The organism is Acinetobacter sp. Ac8, from assembly GCF_055392545.1.
The window spans coordinates 2123659-2144927 of record NZ_AP043689.1 but is presented as its reverse complement, the minus strand read 5'-3'; the positions used below and the strand labels follow the sequence as shown (position 1 = coordinate 2144927).

22 protein-coding genes are annotated in these 21269 nt (G+C 38.3%); 8 read left to right on the top strand and 14 right to left on the bottom strand.

Annotated features, from left to right (window positions below; all coding sequences use genetic code 11):
• Positions 1–13: 13 nt before the first annotated feature.
• The 6 genes from ACZ5QH_RS09960 to ACZ5QH_RS09935 form a co-directional block, all read right to left on the bottom strand.
• On the bottom strand, positions 14–646 hold the full coding sequence (locus tag ACZ5QH_RS09960; protein WP_004821216.1) for a MotA/TolQ/ExbB proton channel family protein: 633 nt from the start codon (positions 644–646) through the stop codon (positions 14–16).
• A 35-nt stretch (positions 647–681) separates the two neighbouring features.
• A complete protein-coding gene (locus ACZ5QH_RS09955; protein ID WP_034610204.1) occupies positions 682–1572 on the bottom strand; it encodes a ParB/RepB/Spo0J family partition protein in 891 nt (296 codons plus the stop codon).
• Positions 1569–2351 (bottom strand): ParA family protein, encoded by a 783-nt coding sequence (locus ACZ5QH_RS09950; protein ID WP_004720853.1) that lies wholly within the window; start codon positions 2349–2351, stop codon positions 1569–1571. Before ACZ5QH_RS09950 ends, ACZ5QH_RS09955 begins: the two co-directional genes overlap by 4 nt.
• 24 nt (positions 2352–2375) lie before the next feature.
• Positions 2376–3008 carry a 16S rRNA (guanine(527)-N(7))-methyltransferase RsmG gene (rsmG, locus tag ACZ5QH_RS09945; RefSeq protein ID WP_004821214.1) on the bottom strand — a complete coding sequence of 211 codons (633 nt, stop codon included), beginning with the start codon at positions 3006–3008 and terminating at the stop codon, positions 2376–2378.
• A 106-nt stretch (positions 3009–3114) separates the two neighbouring features.
• On the bottom strand, positions 3115–3804 hold the full coding sequence (gene murU / locus ACZ5QH_RS09940; protein ID WP_004821212.1) for an N-acetylmuramate alpha-1-phosphate uridylyltransferase MurU: 690 nt from the start codon (positions 3802–3804) through the stop codon (positions 3115–3117).
• Positions 3801–4820, bottom strand: a complete 1020-nt coding sequence (locus ACZ5QH_RS09935) for an aminoglycoside phosphotransferase family protein (RefSeq protein WP_151801683.1) — start codon at positions 4818–4820, stop codon at positions 3801–3803. Before ACZ5QH_RS09935 ends, murU begins: the two co-directional genes overlap by 4 nt.
• A gap of 119 nt (positions 4821–4939) precedes the next feature.
• On the opposite strand from ACZ5QH_RS09935, the gene ACZ5QH_RS09930 reads away from it, so the two are divergent.
• Together ACZ5QH_RS09930 and ACZ5QH_RS09925 are read left to right on the top strand one after the other, a co-directional pair.
• On the top strand, positions 4940–7390 hold the full coding sequence (locus ACZ5QH_RS09930) for an LPS-assembly protein LptD (protein WP_303576185.1): 2451 nt from the start codon (positions 4940–4942) through the stop codon (positions 7388–7390).
• Positions 7390–8706, top strand: coding sequence for a peptidylprolyl isomerase (locus ACZ5QH_RS09925; protein ID WP_303576186.1), 1317 nt, complete (start codon positions 7390–7392; stop codon positions 8704–8706). Before ACZ5QH_RS09930 ends, ACZ5QH_RS09925 begins: the two co-directional genes overlap by 1 nt.
• A gap of 133 nt (positions 8707–8839) precedes the next feature.
• Here the strand turns inward: ACZ5QH_RS09925 and hfq are convergent, their stop codons facing one another.
• The 4 genes from hfq to tsaE form a co-directional block, all read right to left on the bottom strand.
• Positions 8840–9355, bottom strand: coding sequence for an RNA chaperone Hfq (hfq, locus tag ACZ5QH_RS09920; protein ID WP_004720864.1), 516 nt, complete (start codon positions 9353–9355; stop codon positions 8840–8842).
• Between the two features lie 90 nt (positions 9356–9445).
• On the bottom strand, positions 9446–10390 hold the full coding sequence (gene miaA, locus ACZ5QH_RS09915) for a tRNA (adenosine(37)-N6)-dimethylallyltransferase MiaA (protein ID WP_004720866.1): 945 nt from the start codon (positions 10388–10390) through the stop codon (positions 9446–9448).
• Between the two features lie 6 nt (positions 10391–10396).
• A complete protein-coding gene (gene mutL, locus ACZ5QH_RS09910; RefSeq protein WP_303576187.1) occupies positions 10397–12406 on the bottom strand; it encodes a DNA mismatch repair endonuclease MutL in 2010 nt (669 codons plus the stop codon).
• A gap of 65 nt (positions 12407–12471) precedes the next feature.
• Entirely contained in the window at positions 12472–12930 is a 459-nt protein-coding gene (gene tsaE, locus ACZ5QH_RS09905; RefSeq protein ID WP_303576188.1) for a tRNA (adenosine(37)-N6)-threonylcarbamoyltransferase complex ATPase subunit type 1 TsaE, read from the bottom strand.
• 147 nt (positions 12931–13077) lie between these two features.
• Here tsaE and ACZ5QH_RS09900 point away from each other — a divergent pair, with 147 nt between their 5' ends.
• The 3 genes from ACZ5QH_RS09900 to ACZ5QH_RS09890 all read left to right on the top strand — a co-directional run bounded on the left by ACZ5QH_RS09900 (position 13078) and on the right by ACZ5QH_RS09890 (position 14952).
• Positions 13078–13995, top strand: a complete 918-nt coding sequence (locus ACZ5QH_RS09900; RefSeq protein ID WP_303576189.1) for a pseudouridine synthase — start codon at positions 13078–13080, stop codon at positions 13993–13995.
• A gap of 107 nt (positions 13996–14102) precedes the next feature.
• A complete protein-coding gene (locus ACZ5QH_RS09895) occupies positions 14103–14414 on the top strand; it encodes a type II toxin-antitoxin system RelB/DinJ family antitoxin (RefSeq protein WP_004720870.1) in 312 nt (103 codons plus the stop codon).
• Positions 14415–14508: 94 nt separating this feature from the next.
• On the top strand, positions 14509–14952 hold the full coding sequence (locus ACZ5QH_RS09890; protein WP_004821200.1) for a GNAT family N-acetyltransferase: 444 nt from the start codon (positions 14509–14511) through the stop codon (positions 14950–14952).
• Between the two features lie 22 nt (positions 14953–14974).
• Here the strand turns inward: ACZ5QH_RS09890 and ACZ5QH_RS09885 are convergent, their stop codons facing one another.
• The 3 genes from ACZ5QH_RS09885 to ACZ5QH_RS09875 form a co-directional block, all read right to left on the bottom strand.
• Positions 14975–15310 (bottom strand): peptidyl-tRNA hydrolase, encoded by a 336-nt coding sequence (locus ACZ5QH_RS09885; protein WP_004821198.1) that lies wholly within the window; start codon positions 15308–15310, stop codon positions 14975–14977.
• A 2-nt stretch (positions 15311–15312) separates the two neighbouring features.
• Complete coding sequence (locus tag ACZ5QH_RS09880) at positions 15313–16035, bottom strand: pseudouridine synthase (protein WP_303576190.1); 723 nt, start codon at positions 16033–16035, stop codon at positions 15313–15315.
• A 107-nt stretch (positions 16036–16142) separates the two neighbouring features.
• Positions 16143–17051, bottom strand: coding sequence for an NAD(P)/FAD-dependent oxidoreductase (locus ACZ5QH_RS09875; protein WP_303576191.1), 909 nt, complete (start codon positions 17049–17051; stop codon positions 16143–16145).
• A gap of 102 nt (positions 17052–17153) precedes the next feature.
• Here ACZ5QH_RS09875 and ACZ5QH_RS09870 point away from each other — a divergent pair, with 102 nt between their 5' ends.
• The 3 genes from ACZ5QH_RS09870 to ACZ5QH_RS09860 all read left to right on the top strand — a co-directional run bounded on the left by ACZ5QH_RS09870 (position 17154) and on the right by ACZ5QH_RS09860 (position 19693).
• Positions 17154–17612 carry an RrF2 family transcriptional regulator gene (locus ACZ5QH_RS09870; protein WP_004720880.1) on the top strand — a complete coding sequence of 153 codons (459 nt, stop codon included), beginning with the start codon at positions 17154–17156 and terminating at the stop codon, positions 17610–17612.
• 108 nt (positions 17613–17720) lie between these two features.
• The gene (locus tag ACZ5QH_RS09865; RefSeq protein ID WP_034610182.1) at positions 17721–18179 is read left to right on the top strand and encodes a DUF441 domain-containing protein; all 459 of its coding nucleotides are present in this window, start codon (positions 17721–17723) and stop codon (positions 18177–18179) included.
• Between the two features lie 602 nt (positions 18180–18781).
• The gene (locus ACZ5QH_RS09860; RefSeq protein WP_303576192.1) at positions 18782–19693 is read left to right on the top strand and encodes an alpha/beta fold hydrolase; all 912 of its coding nucleotides are present in this window, start codon (positions 18782–18784) and stop codon (positions 19691–19693) included.
• Positions 19694–19896: 203 nt separating this feature from the next.
• Here ACZ5QH_RS09860 and ACZ5QH_RS09855 read toward each other — a convergent pair whose 3' ends face one another.
• Positions 19897–20910 carry a sensor domain-containing diguanylate cyclase gene (locus tag ACZ5QH_RS09855; RefSeq protein ID WP_004720885.1) on the bottom strand — a complete coding sequence of 338 codons (1014 nt, stop codon included), beginning with the start codon at positions 20908–20910 and terminating at the stop codon, positions 19897–19899.
• Between the last annotated feature and the right edge of the window lie 359 nt (positions 20911–21269).

The following is a 21269-nucleotide window of genomic DNA, read 5'->3' as shown; positions in this document are numbered from 1 at the left end:
CCCTAAAACGGATTTAACCAGCTTTCTTTTTTTCATTTTCAAGGTGTTTCTGAAAAAATAAGGCGGCATGAAATAAAGTCGACTGTTGCTCGAGTTCAGCCACATATTCCTGAACTAGGCGCTGAAAATAACGGTAGGCAAATAGTGCTGGAATAGCAATTACCATACCCGCAGCTGTGGTAATTAATGCCTTAGAAATACCTGGAATCATCATGGTTGGATTGGCATTCGTACCTAAATCAATCACCAAAAAGGATTCGATAATCCCAATCACTGTACCCAATAGCCCCAATAACGGTGCAACAGCGCTCAATGTACCTAAGAAATTGATATTTTTTTCTAAATATCCAATTTCGCGCGAAGCAGTCGCTTCCATCTGAGCACGTGCAAATGCCTCGCCTTGAGCGTAAGCATCAATACCATCTTTAAAAATATAGCCCAATGCCGTTTGGCAAACCGCTTGATCTTGTTCCATTTCATCTAAAACATCGTCAACACTGCGGCCTTTTTGCATCATAAGCGACTTAGGTAGAACTAAAGATCGTTTCAGCCGTATAAATCTCTCGATTGAAATCGCAACAGTAAAAATTGAACATAAAACCAATGGCAGCATTAACCAACCGCCGGCTTTAACAAGTTCCCACATCTTTAGTTCCCCAAATTAATTAAATCGCTTAAACATTATTGTTCTGGTAAACAGATATTTAAAATTCCATCTAACTCATCAAGCGAGTTATAACTGATGACCAGCTTGCCTTTACCCTGTTTGTTATAGTCTAATTTTACACTGGCACTAAAGCGCTCTGACAGTTTCTGAGTCAGTTGTTGCACATCTGGCGCAAGTGGATTTTTAGATTTTTCCTGCTTTGGCGTATTCCAATCACGCACCAACTGCTCGGTTTGACGAACAGACAAACTCTTATCAATCACGATTTTTGCAATTTGCAATTGATCTTTAGCTTTTAGGGTCAATATCGCACGGGCATGCCCCATGTCCAACAGACCTTGTTGCATTAAATCTTTGATTTCATCTTCTAGACTTAATAAACGCAATAAATTACTTACGGTAGTGCGTGCTTTACCTACAGTGTCTGCAATTTCTTGATGACTAAGCCCAAATTCTTCATGGAAGCGTTGTAATGCCAGTGCTTGATCAACTGGGTTTAAATCTTGACGCTGAATGTTTTCGATCAATGCCAAGGCAATCGCAACTTGATCGGTCAAATCACGCACAATTGCAGGGATTTCAGTCAAACCCGCCAATTGTGCCGCACGCCAACGACGTTCACCTGCAATGATTTCATAGGGAGTTTCGTCATTTTCAATCGGACGAATCACAATCGGCTGCATTACACCATGTTTTTTAATTGACGCTGCAAGTTCTTGTAAATCTTGCTCACCAATAAAACGACGGGGTTGATATGCACCACGTTTTAATTGGGTTACATCCATCTGTTTTAATTGGCCATGATCCAATGCTTGAACTTCAAGTTGTAATTTTTCTTTTTGGATTGAACCTAATAATGCATCTAAGCCACGACCCTTTGCCAACCCTCTTTTTTTCACGGTCATGCTTTATTTCCTTTTTTCACTTTACTCTTTTTCAACATTTCAGCTGCTAAATTTAAATATGCAATTGCACCTTTAGAGCTTTTCTCAAAATAAATAATCGGTAATCCATGTGCTGGCGCTTCGGCCAAGCGCACATTACGCGGAATCACTGTATCATAAAGTTTCTTACCAAAATACTGTTCTAATTCGGCAGAAACATCACGGGTGAGTGCATTACGTGCATCATACATGGTACGAAGCACCCCAATAATTTCCAATTCAGGGTTTAACGCCTGTTGAATTTTATCAATGGTCTGGGTCAGATCTGCCAATCCTTCTAATGCATAATACTCACATTGCATTGGAATAATCACTGCATCGACTGCGGCTAAAGCATTGACCGTAATTAAACTTAAACTTGGTGCACAATCAACAATAATATAATCAAAGTCTTTTTCAATTTGCTGTAAAGCGTTACGCAAAATAAACTCACGTCCATCTTGCTCTGCGATTGCCAGTTCAACACCTGCCAAATCACGATTTGAGCCAAGCACTTTATAACCGACTTCAGCTTTACTAATTGCAGTTTCAATCGGTACTTCACCCAGAAGTACATCGGTGACTGAATACAACAAATCATTTTTTTGAATACCCGACCCCATGGTAGCATTACCCTGAGAGTCCATATCCACCAATAAAACACGCTTTTTCAACACTGCCAAAGAGGCAGCCAAATTCACGGCTGTCGTGGTTTTACCTACGCCACCTTTCTGGTTTGCGATAGCAATAATTTGAGCCATGGTAACCCCAACCCTTAGTCTGTTTTAAATCTGTTTTAATAAAAGTAAATGACGTTGTTCGTCCAACCGAGGTACATGCAATTCAATAATGTCACAACTCCACTTGTCTTTTAAAGCATCAACTTCTTCAGTGGGAATCAAACCTTTCATTGACGCAATGATACTGCGTTCATGCATATAAGGTTTTGAAGCTGTCACAAAATCTGTCAATGAAGCAAATGCACGACTGGTGATCACATCAAATTGTCCTAGATCATGGATACTATCTTCATTTTCTACACGTGTCTGAACTGCGACAACATTTTTTAGTTTTAAATCTGCAATAAACTGTTTCAGAAAACGAATTTTCTTACCATTTGAATCCAACAAAACACATTGGCGTTCAGGTTGGCACAGTGCAATGATCATCCCTGGCATACCCCCGCCTGTACCAATATCGAGTAAACGACCAGCGGGTAAATCATTTAAAATACTTAAGCTATCCAATAAATGTTTAACCAACATTTCTTTAGGATCGCGAATCGCCGTTAAGTTATAAGCTTTGTTCCACAGGACGAGTGCATCTTGATATTGCAACAATAATCCTAATGCTTCATCACTAAGTTTTAAGCCAAGCTTTAGACTGCCTTGCTTTAACTCTTGAAAAAATGGATGCATGATCAAATAACATCTCTAAAAAGTTAGCTGAAAGTATACCTATTTCTCGCCCGTGGAACAGTAGTTAACGATGAGTTAATACGCACTTAAGCGTATTTATCCTCACTTAACTATACTCACCCTGTCTTATTTGCCAATCCAAGGCTGTTAAACGCTCAGGTGTACCCACATCAACCCACGCTGCCTGCATTTTCTCAGCCGAGATTTTACCGTCTAGCATGCCTTGTTTAAGCAAGGGTGCAAGCGGTCTTTTACCCTGTTCCAGACCATCAAACATTTTTGGGTTAATCACAGCGACACCACTATAAGTTAAATTTTCACCTTGCTGATTTTGCTCAAAGGTATAAGCACGACCATTTGCCAAGGTAAAATCGCCCTGAGGATGCTGTTCAGGATTATTGACAAAAACTAAATGTGCAAGATCATCAGCAAGATTGATATCTAATAATGATGCAAAATCAAAAGTGGTCCATACATCACCATTGACCAGAATAAAAGGTTGATCACCGAGAAGCGCTAAGGCATTGATAATCCCACCTGCGGTTTCCAAGCCCTCATCTTCACGCGTCCAGCGTATAGTCACACCAAATTGTGAGCCATCACCCAAGGTACCAATCAGAATATCTGCCAGCCATGCAGAATTAATCACGATTTCAGTCACACCGATTTTTTTTAATTTTTCTATGTGCCATACAATCAGCGCCTTGCCGCCGACTTCTAATAAAGGCTTTGGTTTATAGAGGGTCAAAGGTCGCATTCTATTGCCTAGCCCCGCAGCTAAAATCATCGCTTTCATGCTGCAATCACCTCATATACGCCATATTTTTCTTCAAATTTTGGTAAAACCCGTGCATGAATAAAATGCATAAACGGTTGTAACTCTGGGTAAGGTTTTGACTCTTCCAGTAAGTACCACATGACACGAGGCAAGTCTTTGAGATAACCAGATTTACCATCACGCTCAAACAAACGCACAAAAATACCTAAAATTTTGATATGGCGCTGAATTGCCATAAAGTCAGCATCTTGTTTGAATTGATCAAAATCACGATCTTGCTTGGCAGATTCTGGCAACAAGTCATAAAACACTTTAAACCACCCATACACACGCTCAGGCCCCCACTGTACGTAGGCATCACGGGTAATCGAAATCAAGTCATAGGTGTCCGCACCAATCACTGCATCTTGAAAATCAATCACGCCTTGGTCTTTCTCAGCTTCAAGAATCATCAGATTACGACTATGGAAATCACGATGTACGATTACTTGAGGTTGTGCCAAAGCTGCATTGGCAAGAATAGCAAAAGTTCGTTTAATTAACCCAAGCTCTTCATCTGTTACTTGGATAGCTAATGAGGGCAACAACCAATCCGTCAACAATTCCATTTCTGAGATCAGCTTTTCATAGGCATATGCTGGCAAGTGTGATGAATCAGCAGCAATAGACTGCAACTGCACCAACTGCTTAAAACTTTGCGCATAATGTGCATCTACCGTTTGATCATTCAATTGTGTAGATAACAATACATCGCCAAAATCTTCAAGTAACAACAAACCTTGATCTAAATCCTTGGCAACAATATGAGGTACACGCACCCCATTTGTGTCAAAGAATTCATCAATCGCAACAAAAGGACGACAATCTTCCTTCTCAGGAGGTGCATCCATAAGCATAAATGTTTTATTATTCAAGGTAATTCGTGCATAACGACGGAAACTCGCATCGCCTGCTAAAAAATTGATTTCAAATTGATCTGAACTGAGTACAGATGTTAACCATGTTTGTATCAATTGTTCACGTTGTGTATTCATTTGCAATTTAATCTAATTCAGGCTGAATTTTTGAAGTGCTAAGTGTAGCTACTTATCGACTTTTTCTCTATGATGCGACAATAATTAATTGCGATTAGCATATTTGGTTAACGAGACAAATGAAGCATCAGTTTAAATCTAATCCTTTAGCGACTGCTATTTTGACACTTCTTTGTGGAAGTTCAGTATCCAGCTATGCTGAATCGACAGACACTGTTTCTGAAGTTAATAATAAGCAACTGAATGCAGCCATCAAAGAAAGCTTTGCAGGGCAAAATTTCTTTGAACAATATTATGTGGACAAAAACTCACCTGAAGCACAGGTACGTGATTTAAAAAATCCAAGTACCCGTTATTGTGAAGGTGTCTGGGTTACACCTTTTAGCACTCAAGCTAAATCAACAAACCCAGAAGAAGCGTCATCTGTGATTACCGCAGATAATGGGTATTACAATCCCAATGGCGACTCTTTCCTGTCTGGTGATGTGGTCATTGACCAATCTGGACGTATGATTCGTGCCGATGAAGTGACCATTGATAAAACACAAACTTTCGCCAAAGCGAAAGGCAATGTACAAATGGCACAAGGTGGTATCATCGCGCAAAGTGATCAAATCGATTACAACCTGAAAGATGAAACTGGGCAGCTAAATAATATTTTCTATATTGCAGAATTGACCCACGCACATGGTCATGCAGAAAAAATAGAAAGAACTTCGCCAACCAATATCGTCCTTGAAAATGCCACCTACACCACCTGCCCACCCGATGAAAAACCCACTTGGAAAATTCAGGCCAATAAAATTGAATTGGATCAAGATACTGGTCGAGGTGTAACGCGTGGCACCAAACTCTATGTTAAGGATGTGCCTGTACTCGCAGTTCCATATTTTAACTTCCCAATCGATGACCGCCGTACTACAGGGATTTTAAATCCAAGTTTCGGCTTTACCAATGATGGTGGTTTTGAACTCGCAGTTCCCGTTTATTTAAATTTGGCGCCCAATTATGATGCCACTATTACACCACGGCTGATTACTGACCGTGGTCTTATGGCTCAAGGTGAGTTTCGTTATTTAACTGAGAACTTTGGTGCTGGTAGCGTTTGGGGAAGTTACTTACCTTCTGACCGTGATTATAATGATGAAGATCGTAAAGACCTGCATTTCCTACACAAGTGGGATATCACTAAACAATGGTCAACCAATTTAGAATATAACTATGTTTCTGATAAAGATTTTTTCTCAGATCTAGATAACAACCCAAACACTCGTACAGAGCTGAACCAACGTCGCGCATGGGAACTCAACTACAATCACGGTATTCCAGGCTTAAAAGCTCAGCTTAAAGTTGAGGACTTCCAAACCCTTGATAAAACCATCAAAGATGTAGATAAGCCATATGCCCGCCTACCACAGTTTTTACTGAACTATGTCGCTGGAAATCCACAAGGTTTGGAATACGAATTTAACAACGATACTGCGTATTTCCAAAAAGACATCAATGATGCCGATTATAACAACCAGCCAAGTGGTACACGTTTATATAACCAATTTGCGACACGTTATAATTTCCGTAATCCATGGTCTTTTGTGATTCCCGAAGTCTCTGTTCGGAGTTTAAATACTTTCTATGATCAAACCACTGTAGATCAACTTAATTTAAATAACCAAAGCCAAGATAGCAAAAATAAATCCGTTGTTGTTCCTCAATTTACCTTGGATACGGGTCTAACTTTTGAAAAGGACGGAAAATTCCTCCAGACCATTACACCTCGCGCTTTCTATGCGTATGCACCATATAAAAATCAAACAGGTTATCCAAACTTTGATTCAACAACAGCTTCTATCAGCTATGATCAATTGTTTAGCCCATACCGTTTTTATGGACATGACCGTTTAGAAGACAATAACTTTTTATCGCTTGGTTTAAGTTATAGCTTATTTGATACAGTCGGCTTAGAGCGCTTAAGAGCCAGTATTGGTCAAAGTTATTATTTTGATGATCGAAAAGTTACCTTACTCAACAATACAGATGATTTAGACAGAGAAAAACATACCGGTCCTGTGCTGAGCCTTTCTAGCCAACTTTCACAAAACTTCACACTGAGCACCAATTCAGCGTGGATGTCAAATGGTGATAGCGCTCAACATGACTTCCAATTGTATTATACAGGCCAACGCGGAAACCTTTATAACGTTGGTTATTTTTATCGCAACAACCTCCCTGACCGTCAACGTGCATATGATCAAGCAGTTGCATCATTTATACAGCCTGTAAAAGACAACTGGCGTATTATGGGACATGTTCAATATGACCTTGACAACCATGTCGCACGCGAATATTTATTGGGTGTGAATTATGAATCTTGTTGTTGGGGAATTTCCGTCTATGGTCGCTCGTACTTTAATGATCTAGATGACGTTTCTCTTCCTGATACAAAGCCAAAACGCGCAGTGATGGCTGAGATCACACTAAAAGGACTTGGTGGTTTGAACAACAAGTTAAGTTCATTACTTGAAAATCGTATTTTAGGTTTTGATAAAGCTAATCAATCTTGGACACATTAATGAAGACGCAAAAATTTAAAAAATTATTTAAAGCATCAACCTTAGCTTTACTCATCTCCACCTCGGTATCAGTTTATGCTGCTTCGCAGGACCAAATCATTGCAATTGTTGGTTCTACAGCAATTTTAAAAAGTGATTTAGACCAAGGTGTTGCTGAAGCGACACATCGACTTCAGGCACAAAAGAAAGAAATCCCACCACAAAACATTCTGCAACAGCAAGTACTGAGTCAGCTCATCACCCATGATGCACAGCTTGAACAAGTGAAGAAGTATGGCTTAAAAGCAGATGAAAAAAGCTTAAATGAAGCCGTATTGAAAGTTGCCCAACAATCTGGTGCAAATTCTTTAGAAGCTTTTCAAAAAAAATTAGATGCTGTTGCACCGGGTACCTATGAATTACTGCGTAACCGTGTTGCGGAAGATTTACTCATTCAACGATTGAGTCAACAACAAGTGATGTCTCGTATCAAGATCACTGACCTTGATGTTGAAAACTTCTTAAAATCACCTGAAGGTCAAGCTGCTGTTGGTAGTCAAGTCCATGTACTACATATGCGTATTTCAGGAGAAGCGCCTGCAAGCGAGTTAGAAAGTATTGCAAAAGCAGTCCGTACTGACTTAAAAGATAGCAATGACGTTAAAAGCATAGAAAAGAAATTTAGCACAGCTCAAGTTAAAGTTGATGGTGCTGATATGGGCTTCCGTCCGCTTTCAGATATCCCAACAGATCTTGCTGCACGTGTTACTACCCTTGAGCCAGGACAAACCACTGACTTAATTCCAGCAAAAGACGGCGTTCATGTTTTAAAATTATTAGAAAAAAAATCGAATGAGCAAAAAGCTTTAGTTCCGCAATTTAATACGCGTCATATTTTGATTAAAACATCAGAAGTTGTTAGCCCTGAAAATGCAAAGCAAACCATTGACAGTATTTATAACCGCTTAAAAGCGGGCGATGATTTTGCTACGCTTGCTTCAACCTATTCAAATGACCCTGGTTCTGCTCGTGATGGCGGAAGTCTTGGCTGGGTAAGCCCTGGCATGATGGTTCCTGAATTTGACAAACTCATGCAGAGTTCACCAGTCAACGAAATCAGCAAACCATTTCAAACTCAGTTTGGCTGGCATATTCTCCAAGTTACAGGCACACGTCAACAAGATATGACCTCAGAGTACCAAAAGCGTATGGCTCGCCAAATTTTAGGTGAACGTCAATTCGAATCAGAATATGACGGCTGGTTAAGAGAGTTACGTGCAAATACTTACATTGAAATCAAAGACCCAAGCCTAGATCCAAAGAAAAATGAAAGTTAAGTCTATGCTAAGTCGTTAAATTAAAAACCAGTGCTTTTGCACTGGTTTTTTTCTCTCTAAATTTAGCAGCACCAATAAAAAAGAGACGCCAATTTGGCGTCTCTTTTACAATCGTTCTTGTTAAATCAAGAAATTAACGATTGTTTTCATCTTCTTGTGAATCTTCAAATTTTGTTTCGCCACCAAAGTCAGTACCTTGACCGCCGAAGCCACCTTGACCACCGAAGCCGCCTTGACCACCGAAGCCACCTTGACCGCCGAAGCCACCTTGGCTACCGAAACCACCTTGACCACCGAAACCGCCTTGTTGACCACCAAAGCCGCCTTGTTGACCACCGAAGCCGCCTTGACCACCGAAGCCACCAGCTTGACCGCCGAAGCCGCCAGCTTGACCGCCGAAGCCACCAGCAGCGCCTTGAGCACCAGCAGGAGCACCAGCAGGACGTGGATTACGTGCAGGTACTACAGTTGAAATAGCATGCTTATAAACCATTTGGCTTACTGTGTTTTTCAACAAAACAACATACTGGTCAAAAGATTCAATATGACCTTGTAATTTAATACCGTTTACAAGAAAAATAGAAACAGGAATACGTTCTTTACGGAGAGAATTTAAGAACGGATCTTGTAAAGTTTGACCTTTAGACATTTTATACTCCAAAAAAAATTAAAATCAGCGCAAAAACTACCTTTATTTTTCAATTAAAATTTATAAAAAAGGTAGTTGTTAAATTTTGCTTTATCCGTATAAGTTTCGCAAGTCTTCTTGTGCTTGGTTTATCGTAAAAAAAGTTTGAAAAGAGTGTGTTTCTTGCAAAGATCGTAACCATGTGTATTGACGTTTTGCTAATTGTCGTGTCGCAAATAGTGCTTTATCCTTCATTTGACGCTCACTTTCTTGACTCAAATCACTGTTTTTTAAAAAATCTATCGCTTGTCGGTATCCAACAGAGCGTGAAGAAGGTAAATTTTCTTCGAGATCGTATTTTTTCATAAGATTTTCAACCTCATTTAAAAATCCGATTTCCCACATTTTTTCCAAACGAAGTTCAATTCTCTTGTGCAGCTCTAGGCGATCAGGCAATAAAGCATAATTATGAAAATCATATCGGTACGGTTGATTCTTCGGTTGTTCCGCCTGTAGTTGAGTAATCGGACGACCAGTAATTTTATACACTTCTAAAGCGCGAATGATTCTTTGCTTATCACTGACTTTAAATTTTTCACCTGCCAATACATCAACAGATTTTAATTCATCATACACCGATTGCCAGCCTTCCGTTTCACCTTTTAACTCAATCGCAGCACGAATCGCGTAATCAGCACTCGGTAAATTTGTAGAAAGCCCCTCAAGCAACGCTTTAAAATATAGCATTGTACCGCCAACTAAAATAGGTGTTTTACCGCGTGCATGGATATCATCAATCAGTTGACAAGCATCCTCGACAAATTCAGCAGCGGAATAAACCTCAAGTGGGGTAATAATATCAATCAAATGATGCGGATAACGCTCCTGCTCCGCTTTGGTTGGCTTTGCAGTACCAATATCCATATCTTTATAGACCAAGGCAGAATCTACAGAAATAAGCTCATAATTCCCATGATCATACAATTCACATGCCAAAGCAGTTTTACCGCTTGCGGTTGGTCCCATTAAATTGATGACGGGCAATTGATTTGACATGTACAACTACTCTCCTCGAGCAAATAATTTATCTAATTGGGGCAATGGAAATGCACGCCATGTTGGTCGACCATGATTACACTGACTGGCAAATTCTGTGTGTTCCATTTGACGCAACAAAGCATTCATTTCGGAAAGACTCAGCATCCTATGGGCACGCACTGCACCATGGCATGCCATACCTGCTAAAATTTGATCACGTTTTTGCTGTAGTGCCTGCGCTTCATCATTTGGATCTAAATCATTGAGTAATTCAGGTACCAAGGATTCAAAATCTGCTTTATGTAAAATCGCAGGTACGCCACGTACAATCACTTGATCATCACCATATTGATCGATTTCTAGGCCTAAGCGCTCCAACTGTGGTTTTAAATCATCAACACGGGTTGCCTGCATACGGGTAATCGAAATGACTTTAGGAATAAGCAACTGCTGTGAGGTCCAAAATTCTGGTTTATCCCATGCAGATTTCATTTGTTGTAGCAAAATACGTTCATGCGCTGCATGCATATCGACAATAATCAGGCCTTCCGTATTCTGTGCAAGAATATAAATTCCATGTAATTGCGCTATTGCAATTCCCAACGGATATTCATCAACCTGATGGGCCTGTTTATTTTGAATCTCTTGTACAGATCGCTCATAGGACGCTTGATCTGTTAATTCTTGATCAGCATCCCCAGACTCACGTAAGGGTGCTAAATAGCTTTTCAAGGCGTTATTGAGTTGCTGAGTACCACGATACTGCTGTTGTGGTTCATAGTGGGAATAATTGACTGTTTGGGCTTGTGTATCACTAAAATCTGTTAAACCACTATGCTGAATAGACCCATCTGAATTGCTTCGGCTATTTAGATCACTTACATGTTGCTCAGTTGGTACATTGCGATGTAAATGAAATTGTTCCTGATAGCGTGGCTGCGCTGACAATGCTTGATTTTCTGTTGCTCCATCCTGCTTCATTGCAGAAGATAAATCAGCAGTTGCAGTCTGAAATTGAGATAAGGTGTCTTTAGCAAAATGTCGTACAAACTCATGTACTTCACGCTGATTAAGGAAACGGATTTCATGCTTGGTTGGATGCACATTCACATCAATATTTTCAGGATCAACTTCTAAAAACAGCAAATACGCTGCATGTTGATGTCCATGCAAAATACCATCATATGCCATACGCAAAGCATGAGAAATGGTTTTATCTTTGACAATACGACCATTCACATAGACATATTGCAAATCGGCTTGTGCTCGCGCATCTGAAGGATGTCCTAACCAGCCTGATAAACGCATGCTAATACTGTCTGCATCTATCCAATAAGCATTTTCAGTGAATTGGCGACCTAATAATTGCTGTACCCGTTGAAATCTTAGCTCACCACTATCTGCAATCGGCAAATTAAGACGAATGTTGTCATTATGTTCTAAAACAAAGCGGATATCGAAATGCGTAAGCGCCATTCGACGTACAATTTCTTCAATATGACCAAATTCAGTACTTGGTTTCTTTAAAAATTTACGCCGCGCAGGCACATTAAAAAACAAATCCTGAATACGGATATGTGTACCTTGTTGGGTTGCTACCGCTTGAATATCTTGATGGTCAAATGCTGTACCATTAACTTCCAGTTGGTAACCGACACCTGAATCATCCTGACTACTGGTTAAGGTTAAACGCGAAACCGCTGCGATTGAGGCAAGCGCCTCTCCACGAAAGCCCAAACTCACAATTGCATGTAAATCTTCAGCAGATTGAATTTTACTGGTTGCATGACGGGTGACTGAAAGTGCTAGATCCTCAGCGTGAATACCTCGACCATTGTCAATAATTTCAATCAGGGTACTGCCGCCATTTGCCACACGAATAATCAGCTCAGTCGCACCTGCATCAATCGAGTTTTCAAGCAACTCTTTTACTACAGATGATGGTCGCTCAATCACCTCACCTGCAGCAATTTGGTTGGCCAGTGCTGGATCTAAGTTTTGGATACGTCTTAAACTGATATCTTCGCGTTGCATTCAATTAACCTAAAAATTTAAATAAATTAAAATATATGATGGGCTTAAAATGCTGAAAACATTGATCAAGTCAACGCTTCAATCAATTCAGCAGAAATACTTTCAATGACCACTTCTCGTGCAACTTCATCTTCTGTTTTTAAAATGCGAATGACATGATCTGGCTGTGGAATTTCATCACCGCCCTTAGAAGGCCATTCAAACAAGAATAAAGCATTCTCGACCTCTAAATAATCACGAATACCCATCAATTCAAGCTCATAAGGATCATTTAAACGGTATAAGTCAAAATGAAACACCTCTTTCGCATTGATATTATAAGGTTCCACCAAGGTATATGTTGGACTTTTAACCGCACCCTGATGGCCTAAACTTTGCAACCAATAGCGTGTAAGTGTGGTTTTACCTGCTCCCAAGTCACCGATTAAATAAATCACGCCTTTTGCAATATGTTGAGCTAACTTTTGTGCCAACATTTGGGTGTCTTGTTCATTGCTCAGACTTAATTTATATGAATATTGCATAACGCTCACGACATGATTCAAACCAGACAATATGATAGCATTGCGTGACTTTAAAACCTATGTTGCATTGTTTAGAAATCATGTTTTGATACTTTCCAACACGCTTAAACAACTCACTTTAAACTTATCTGCATAAAAAATACGCTTATGAAACCCGCCACCCCTGTTTCAGAATATCAACCGCCAATGAGAGATGGTGTAACTGCATCAAAAGTTTATCTCCCCAAGCGAGCAGATTTACCTAAAAATTTATTCAGTTATTTATGTGAGCATTTTCCACATATTTCAGCCAATGAATGGCAACAACGTTTTCAAGACCAACTCATCATCGATATGCAAGGTCAAGCATTAACCGTTGATCAGCCTTATCTAGAAAATACCCATCTTTACTACTATCGATTTCTCCCCAATGAAATTCATGTGCCATTTCAAGAAAAGATATTGTTTGAAAATGAAGATTTAATCGTGGTAGACAAGCCTCACTTTTTAACCATCAGTCCTTCTGGGCAATATCTACAAGAAACCTTATTAGTTCGTTTAAAAAAAACCACAAACAACCCAGACCTTACCCCAATCCATCGCTTAGATCGGGAAACTGCTGGCGTTGTATTGTTTTCAAAACGGTCTCAAACACGTGGTTTATATCAACAAATGTTTGCTGAGCGACAAGTCAAGAAAACCTATCAAGCGATTGCTCAATTCAATGCTAATTTAAAATTTCCATGTGCTGTGGACTTGAGAATGGAAAAGGGCGAACCCTTTTACACCATGAAAGTTGTTGAGGGAAAATCAAACTCATATACCGAAATTGATCTGATTGAACACAATCAAATTTGGGCAAAATACTTATTAAAGCCGACTACAGGTAAACAACATCAATTACGGGTACATTTAAATTGGTTAAATATTCCAATTAAAAACGATCCTTTTTATCCGCAAGTTCTACATAAAGATGCTGCTGATTTTTCACAACCTTTACAGCTATTAGCCAAGAAAATTGAGTTCCTTGATCCGATTACACAAGCCGAATATTGCTTTTGTTCTGACTATGAATTGACACTGTAATTTTGACGTAATGACAAATATATGACTTTTTGACGATTAAGCATTGAAATTCCGAAAGCTTTGATTAAAATAAGCATTCAAACTCAAATTTTGTTTGGTCACTATTCATGAGAAAAACCGAAGTCTATCAAGTACGTCTTGATTCACAAGAAAAAAAACTAGCATTTGCTGTTTTTAAACAATTGGGGATTACGCCTGCACAAGCAGTTCGACTGTTTTTTAAACAAGTTGTCATCACAAAATCCATCCCTTTCGCCATAGAAAATCAAAATATCAATATGGATCAGTTATTCAAGCTGAGAAAACTTAAGCAAGACCAACAAAACGGACAACTGAATTCTTCTGTTGATTTAAATGATGACGATGAAGATCTATTTGCAGAGTTAAATGCCATCTTGGGTGAAAGTGACAAAAAATAACACTGTCGCATTTTTAAACAAATAATTAAGTTTACTTTTCTATTTTTTGGTTATGCTCTTTTGCAAAGATAAAAATCACTGCAAGGAGTAATAAATGATCGTTAGACGAGCGACCAAAGAAGATTTAAATCAACTTGCTACTTTATTTGATGAATATCGCCAATTTTATGGTGCATCTTCCAATATCCAACAGTCCTTTAATTTTTTAAAACAACGTTTTGAAAATAAAGAAAGTGTTATCTTCATCCATGTAAAAGATGATGTTTTTACAGGCTTTGTGTTGTTATACCAAGGCTTTTCATCTGTTTCTTGTTCAAAGTACTATATTTTAGATGATGTTTATGTAACACCTGTTTTTCGTCGACAAGGTTCTGCCAAACAACTGATTGATACTGCAATTCTGTTTGCACGCCATGAAGATGCGCAACGGATCAGTTTAGAAACCCAGAAAAACAATTACCATTCACATCAGCTCTATGAGCAAATGGGCTTTGTTAAAGACAATGAATTCCAGACATTTCATTGTTTCCTCAAGTAGTTTTTTACAATGCATTTTTTAATCAATTCAACATAGGTTTCCACATCTTTGCGAATTTAAGTACATTGGGTATCGTGTCCTGTGAAATAGGAAAGACCACAGCACAGGATTTCTTAGCATCCAATACTGTACTTTCATGTCCTAAATAACACTTTAATTGAGCAATTTTATCAAATTCTTTTTGATTCACCTTGACCACAACTTTACGAAAAGAATGTTCTAACCAATTTTTATAACTCTCAGCATCAGCATCTTGAACAAATTGTAAGTGCGCAGCCAAGACTGCATGCGCAACAAGGGTTGGAACCATAAAGTCTGGCATTTCATCTAAAACAGCAATATAGAGCTTTAAAGCCATGATCAAATCACTATTTGTTCATTTTGACTATTTCTAGCAGCATTCACCTGATCTTCTGTCAAATAGACCCACACACCTTCAACTAAGTCTTTGAGTGCTAATTGCCCGACTTGTGCACGATGCAAGCTTTCAACCTTATTCCCCACAGCAGCCAACATCCGTTTGACTTGATGATAAACACCTTGGTGTACAGTCATTTGTAATGCATATTCAGCCAAGCGCTGTACATCTGTTGCTGCAAAGATACCCTTTTCATTGCGTAATTCTACGCCCTGTTCAAGTTGTTGAATCTGATCATCTGTAATCGGATCTGCTGTTTGTATTTGATAAACTTTAGCCACATGCTTTTTAGGATGAGTCAATGCTTGTAAAAACTGCCCATCATCCGTCAGTAGCAATAAACCTGTCGTGTCCTGATCTAAACGACCAACAGTTTGTAAACCTCGGTTCATAAGGACATCATCGAATAAATCAAAAACACTAAAATGGTGTGTTGATTGATGGGAACATTCGTAGTCCTGCGGTTTATTTAAGGCAATATAGACTTTTTCACGGTATTGAAATGTTTCGGTATACACTGAAAATACTAGATTTTGGGTATCAAGTTTAAATTTGGGGTCGGTAACAACCTCGTTTTGGATTTGAATTGCACCATTTTTAACAAGTTGTTGGCAATGCTTACGTGAACCAAAGCCTTGTGATTGCAACATTTTTTCCAAGAACATAAATCAATACCTTAAAAATTCACGATACATTTTAAAGTATCGTAACTTGAAACCCAAACAACATTCAGGCTTTTTTAGCCTTAATGATTAATCAATAGATGCTTTTATCAGGTATTAAAGATAAATGACTTATGTACAGCAACACCCGCCAGTGCTCCATCTGCGACTGAGAAAGCAACTGAACCACCTGAACGGGTAATATCACCACAAGCATATATCCCTTTAAGATTGGTTTCTTTCATGGCTGTGGTTTGAATGGCTTCGCTATATTCATTTATATCAAGCACTATCCCCAGTTTTTTAATCCAAGGGGCGTTGATGCACATAAAAGTAGAGACGAATAATCCATCTAATTGAACCTGCTCACCATCTTCAAAAACTAAATCACAATGATTGTGTATTTTGACAATTTTGCGTGTATCCAATTTCACATTTCGTTGTTTAAGCTGCCCAAGTGTGATGGGATCTAATTCAGCTTGTGAAATTACATCATTTAAAAATAAAGTGGTATTGCCCCAGTCGGGTAACATCAATGCCATATGGATCGAATGTAGACCTGAACATAACATTCCAAGTGTTCCAAGATTTAACTCATAGCCATCACAGTATGGACAATGAAAAATGCTTTTCCCCCACCGTTCTGCTAAACCATCGATTTCAGGTAAATCATCTTGAACACCTGTAGCAATAATTATTTTTTTGCCTTGAATGGTTGCAAACTTGTCATCGGTTTGGTCTATTTGAATCTCATATTGCTGCCCTACAGCGCTCACATCGGTGACGGATGCGTTAATACATGACAAAGTTTGGTATTTATCTAACTGTAATTTTGCATCACGAATAATTGCTGCTGGCGTATTGCCATCTTGGGTTAAGAAATTATGCGAATGTTCAGCAAAACGATTACGACGCATGCCTGCATCAATCATTAACACTTTTTTTCTAGCACGAAGCAATGGTAATGCTGCTGATAAACCTGCATAACTCCCACCAATAATTACGACGTCATAGTTCATTTTCAATACCAATAAGTAACTTTTAAAGTTACTATATTGAGTTATTTTTCTAATTGCAACTTTTAATGTTACAATTAACAAAAGAGTGTTGACTAAAAAACTATGCGTAAAGACAGTAAGCTTTCTCGGATGTTGCATGTGCTATTACATATGGCCCGTGAAAAAAAACCGTTCACCTCTGAACAAATTTCAATCATGTTAGACACCAATCCTGTCGTAGTACGTCGTACCATGTCTGGTTTAAAAAAAGCAGGCTTTGTGCATGCAGACAAAGGCCCCGGTGGGGGCTGGACCTTAGTACAAGCTTTAGAGGAAATATCTTTATTTGATATTTATCAGGCTGTTGGAGAACCTACTATTTTTGCCATTGGCAATGAACAAGAAACACCCAACTGTCTGGTTGAATTGGTGGTGAATAAAGCTTTAAACCAAGCCATGCAAGAGGCACAAAACATTTTAATACAACAGCTTAAATCAACAAATCTGTCTAAACTTGCGCAAGACTTTGAGTATGAATGGAATTTATTGGGTGCTGAAACTGAAAAATTTATTGTCCACTAAATCCACACTCGACTGAATTTAAATGTGAATCATTGCCAGACAAGGCAAATTCACATACCGCTTTTTAGTATAATGAATGGATATATTAATTTTTAATGCTGAATATTGATGAGTCTTTCTAGTCTAGACCTAAATTTAATTGTGCTCCTTGTTTTATTGGCCTGCGGCATTTTTAGTCACAATACTGCGGTCACCATTGCAGCTGGCGTTTTGATCATCTTTAGAATCACACCTTTAAGTGAATTTTTCCCATTACTACAAACCCACGGTTTAGAAGTCGGCATTATTATTTTAACTATTGGCGTGCTTACTCCAATTGCCAGTGGCAAAATCCCCGGTGATGTCATCTTAAAATCATTTATGCACTGGAAATCATTAACAGCCATTGCGATCGGTTTATTGGTTGCATGGTTAGGTGGTCGTGGCGTTTCCTTAATGAGCAGCCAACCCAATGTTGTTGCAGGCTTATTGATTGGAACAGTCGCTGGAGTTGCACTGCTCAGAGGTGTTCCTGTGGGTCCCTTGATTGCTGCAGGAATCCTATCTTTACTGATTGGAAAAACTTAAGGTATTTTAAAATCACCAATTATGTATCTAAAAATCATGTACTCGCTGTATTTTATCAATGGACTTACTTTCGCCAGTAATTCTATTGATAAAGGGTAAATTTAGAATTTTTCACACTTCATTGATCATCCTTCCACTGCTTTAATAAGATTAATTTTTTAAAATCTACTCATTATATTAGGACTCTTGCATAAGTCTTTTTTAAAACCAAAGCTCAGCGTAAAATCCCCCTCATTCTAGCCTTCTCTCAAAGGGAAAAAGAACGTTCAATCCCCATACAACTCACTTTTCATGATCTTTTTTGACTTTTAAAAGATCTTTATTCATCAGATAAATAACAATTTGTTATCATAAAATAAGTGAACAAATCATCGTATTTAAAATAGAAACTCAAGATATTTTAATCAAACAATTACAAGTCATCGCTACACTTGTTTTTTCTTAGACCATTCATCAGGTTTATCATCTGGTATAGATAAGCTAATATATAAGCTTGTATAAAAATACTTTTTAAAAATCAGAATCAATACAGAAACATTTTTAGATTCGTTCACCTTACCATTTTTTGATTTGCTCAAATAAAATGAGGAACCATATTGGACATGAAGAATAATGCAAATTCGATAGAAATACAGTCTTCTACGCTGCAATCAGCAAATTATCAGACGCAAATGCAAAGCAACATTGTCGATCATAATGGAAATACTTTATTTAGTATCGTTTATCCAAATCCAGACAAAGAGACACTAATTTTATTGCATGGAGGACCCGGTTTTCCAAGTGATCTCTCTGCCGTTGCCGATCTTTTAAAAGATCATTTCCAAGTGGTCACATTTCATCAAAGAGGAACCCAAAAATCTCCTTGTCTTGATAAAGACTATTCTATGCAGGCTTATTTAAGCGATATAGAAACTGTTCGAGAGTTCTATAAAATCAATAAGTTTCATTTATGGGGCCACTCTTGGGGTGGACTTTATGCACAAATCTATGCTGAAAAACATCCCGAAAACTTACTCAGTCTTTTTTTATGTAGCCCAGGTTCAGGTACCAATACGCAATGGAAACAAACTGAGAAAGAAGTCATGCAACTCAACAAGTCCAAAACAAGTGCTTGGGCATGGACAAAAATGGGATTAAATAGCCTTTTAGGCGCACTTGGAAGCGATGAAGCTTATAAACGTCTCTTTAAACAAGTCATGAAAAACTATAATGAAGGATTTATTGCAACAGATCATCCAGATCTCACTGATGATTTTGATTTACTGAAAGCAGAGCCGATCAATAAAACCAGACCTGAAATCATCAAGTATCCGCTGTTAACTGGATTAGAAAAACCAGATTTTAAAATTACCATTGTCTATGGAGATCAGGACATTTATACAACAAGTAAAAACTTTGTGATCAATCGATACCCTACAGCACATTTATTTACACTTTCAAACTCAGGGCATATTCCTTGGTTACATCATCCAGAGGCTTATAACAATATAGTGATGAGTCATTATCAGCGCTAATATGTATAGCTCAAACCTGATCTAACAGTTACCGATATTTGATTGAGACTGTCAGGTTAAATTTGAGCTATATTCAATTCATAAAATTAATAAATGCGCGTACATAATGATTGCAGATACTTTCAATACATATGCGCCATATCAATGATATTAAAGAAATCTAAACTTCACTAAAATTTATTTCTTATTAAAGATCTTAAATCTCAAGTATTTAGATTAATCATTTTTCTAGAACGTTTATGTTCATACATTTTAAGGTCTGCAAATTCAATCAACTTATTGAGTTCAATACCATCTTCAGGAAATAAAGCCAGACCTACACTTGCACCCATGGTTAATTTGACATTTTCAAATACAAACGGTAATCCACACGCCTCAACAATACGATTCATGACTTTTTTTGCCAGCTCTTGATCGCCAAGACTACTTAATATCACTGCAAACTCATCACCACCTAAACGCGCAACCAAATCATCGTGTCGGGTAATATTGACGATACGTTTACCTATTTCTTTTAATGCCTCATCACCTAAACGATGTCCATATTGATCATTGATTGGTTTCAAACCATCCATATCAATGATCAAGATTCCAAGTAACTTTTGTGTTCGTTTAGCTTGTTCAACACCTTGTCTTAAACAATCGAGGAACAAGGCACGGTTGGCAAGTCCTGTTAACTGATCCTGTGTCGCAAGCTTATAGAGTTCTTGAGCACCAAACTTACTGGCATGATACATTGCTGCAGCAATCAGCTCAGACATGAGTGTAAGTAAATTGATATCACTTTCTTTAAAAGCATTTACCCGTTCTGAATAAATTTTTAATACACCAATCGGTTCATCACAATGAATTAGCGGTACAACAGCCATAGAACGCAGTCCAACCCGTCTACATGCTTCACGATCTACACGCTCATCAGTTTCACTGTCTTTACAATATAAAGTCGTATTCTGCGCGATACAAAGCCCTGAAAGGCTAGAACCCATCTTTAAGCGTAGACCTAGAAATTGATTTGCACCATTTGAAACGGCACGATAGACCATATCACCTTCTTCAGCGAGCTCTACAATTGCACCTTTTGCATGGGTAATCAATTGAACTTGCTCTGCCACTAAGGTCATGACAGCATTGATATCTAAGCCTAATTTTGCAATTGCTGTCTGTGTTTGAATCACAGACAGTAATTGTTTTGAGGTTGGTTGTTTCGTTTTAGACATACATCATCCTAGACGAGTGTGATCCAATTTAAGTATATACGCTCAAACTCTACACTGATGAAATAAATGCAAGTGTCTAGCGCTGACTTAATTTCAAAGCTTGAACACGTAAAATATATCAAGCACAGAGTTTGTGGCTTACATATTATGATGATTCATATTTAAAGTATATTACTGTGTTCATTAAATTTTTGAGTAAAACTTCAATCCGTTACATCCTTTAAGCGTTGATCTCGCTCAAATATTCAATTCCTCATCTAAGTGTTTTTGAAAGTTTAAAGTCACTAACAGAAAACCTTAGTCTAAATCACGATTTATTGCAGCCATATGAATTGTATAAAACAGTGTGAGATTCAAAA

Coding starts and splice junctions, on each gene's coding strand:
- murU (WP_004821212.1), bottom strand. CDS start 3,804: ATGAAAGCGATGATTTTAGCTGCGGGGCTAGGCAATAGAATGCGACCT.
- ACZ5QH_RS09870 (WP_004720880.1), top strand. CDS start 17,154: ATGCGTAAAGACAGTAAGCTTTCTCGGATGTTGCATGTGCTATTACAT.
- ACZ5QH_RS09900 (WP_303576189.1), top strand. CDS start 13,078: ATGAAACCCGCCACCCCTGTTTCAGAATATCAACCGCCAATGAGAGAT.
- ACZ5QH_RS09860 (WP_303576192.1), top strand. CDS start 18,782: ATGAAGAATAATGCAAATTCGATAGAAATACAGTCTTCTACGCTGCAA.
- ACZ5QH_RS09930 (WP_303576185.1), top strand. CDS start 4,940: ATGAAGCATCAGTTTAAATCTAATCCTTTAGCGACTGCTATTTTGACA.
- miaA (WP_004720866.1), bottom strand. CDS start 10,390: ATGTCAAATCAATTGCCCGTCATCAATTTAATGGGACCAACCGCAAGC.
- ACZ5QH_RS09885 (WP_004821198.1), bottom strand. CDS start 15,310: ATGGCTTTAAAGCTCTATATTGCTGTTTTAGATGAAATGCCAGACTTT.
- ACZ5QH_RS09950 (WP_004720853.1), bottom strand. CDS start 2,351: ATGGCTCAAATTATTGCTATCGCAAACCAGAAAGGTGGCGTAGGTAAA.
- ACZ5QH_RS09895 (WP_004720870.1), top strand. CDS start 14,103: ATGAGAAAAACCGAAGTCTATCAAGTACGTCTTGATTCACAAGAAAAA.
- ACZ5QH_RS09960 (WP_004821216.1), bottom strand. CDS start 646: ATGTGGGAACTTGTTAAAGCCGGCGGTTGGTTAATGCTGCCATTGGTT.
- rsmG (WP_004821214.1), bottom strand. CDS start 3,008: ATGCATCCATTTTTTCAAGAGTTAAAGCAAGGCAGTCTAAAGCTTGGC.
- ACZ5QH_RS09935 (WP_151801683.1), bottom strand. CDS start 4,820: ATGAATACACAACGTGAACAATTGATACAAACATGGTTAACATCTGTA.
- tsaE (WP_303576188.1), bottom strand. CDS start 12,930: ATGCAATATTCATATAAATTAAGTCTGAGCAATGAACAAGACACCCAA.
- hfq (WP_004720864.1), bottom strand. CDS start 9,355: ATGTCTAAAGGTCAAACTTTACAAGATCCGTTCTTAAATTCTCTCCGT.
- ACZ5QH_RS09880 (WP_303576190.1), bottom strand. CDS start 16,035: ATGTTCTTGGAAAAAATGTTGCAATCACAAGGCTTTGGTTCACGTAAG.
- ACZ5QH_RS09955 (WP_034610204.1), bottom strand. CDS start 1,572: ATGACCGTGAAAAAAAGAGGGTTGGCAAAGGGTCGTGGCTTAGATGCA.
- mutL (WP_303576187.1), bottom strand. CDS start 12,406: ATGCAACGCGAAGATATCAGTTTAAGACGTATCCAAAACTTAGATCCA.
- ACZ5QH_RS09890 (WP_004821200.1), top strand. CDS start 14,509: ATGATCGTTAGACGAGCGACCAAAGAAGATTTAAATCAACTTGCTACT.
- ACZ5QH_RS09875 (WP_303576191.1), bottom strand. CDS start 17,051: ATGAACTATGACGTCGTAATTATTGGTGGGAGTTATGCAGGTTTATCA.
- ACZ5QH_RS09925 (WP_303576186.1), top strand. CDS start 7,390: ATGAAGACGCAAAAATTTAAAAAATTATTTAAAGCATCAACCTTAGCT.
- ACZ5QH_RS09865 (WP_034610182.1), top strand. CDS start 17,721: ATGAGTCTTTCTAGTCTAGACCTAAATTTAATTGTGCTCCTTGTTTTA.
- ACZ5QH_RS09855 (WP_004720885.1), bottom strand. CDS start 20,910: ATGTCTAAAACGAAACAACCAACCTCAAAACAATTACTGTCTGTGATT.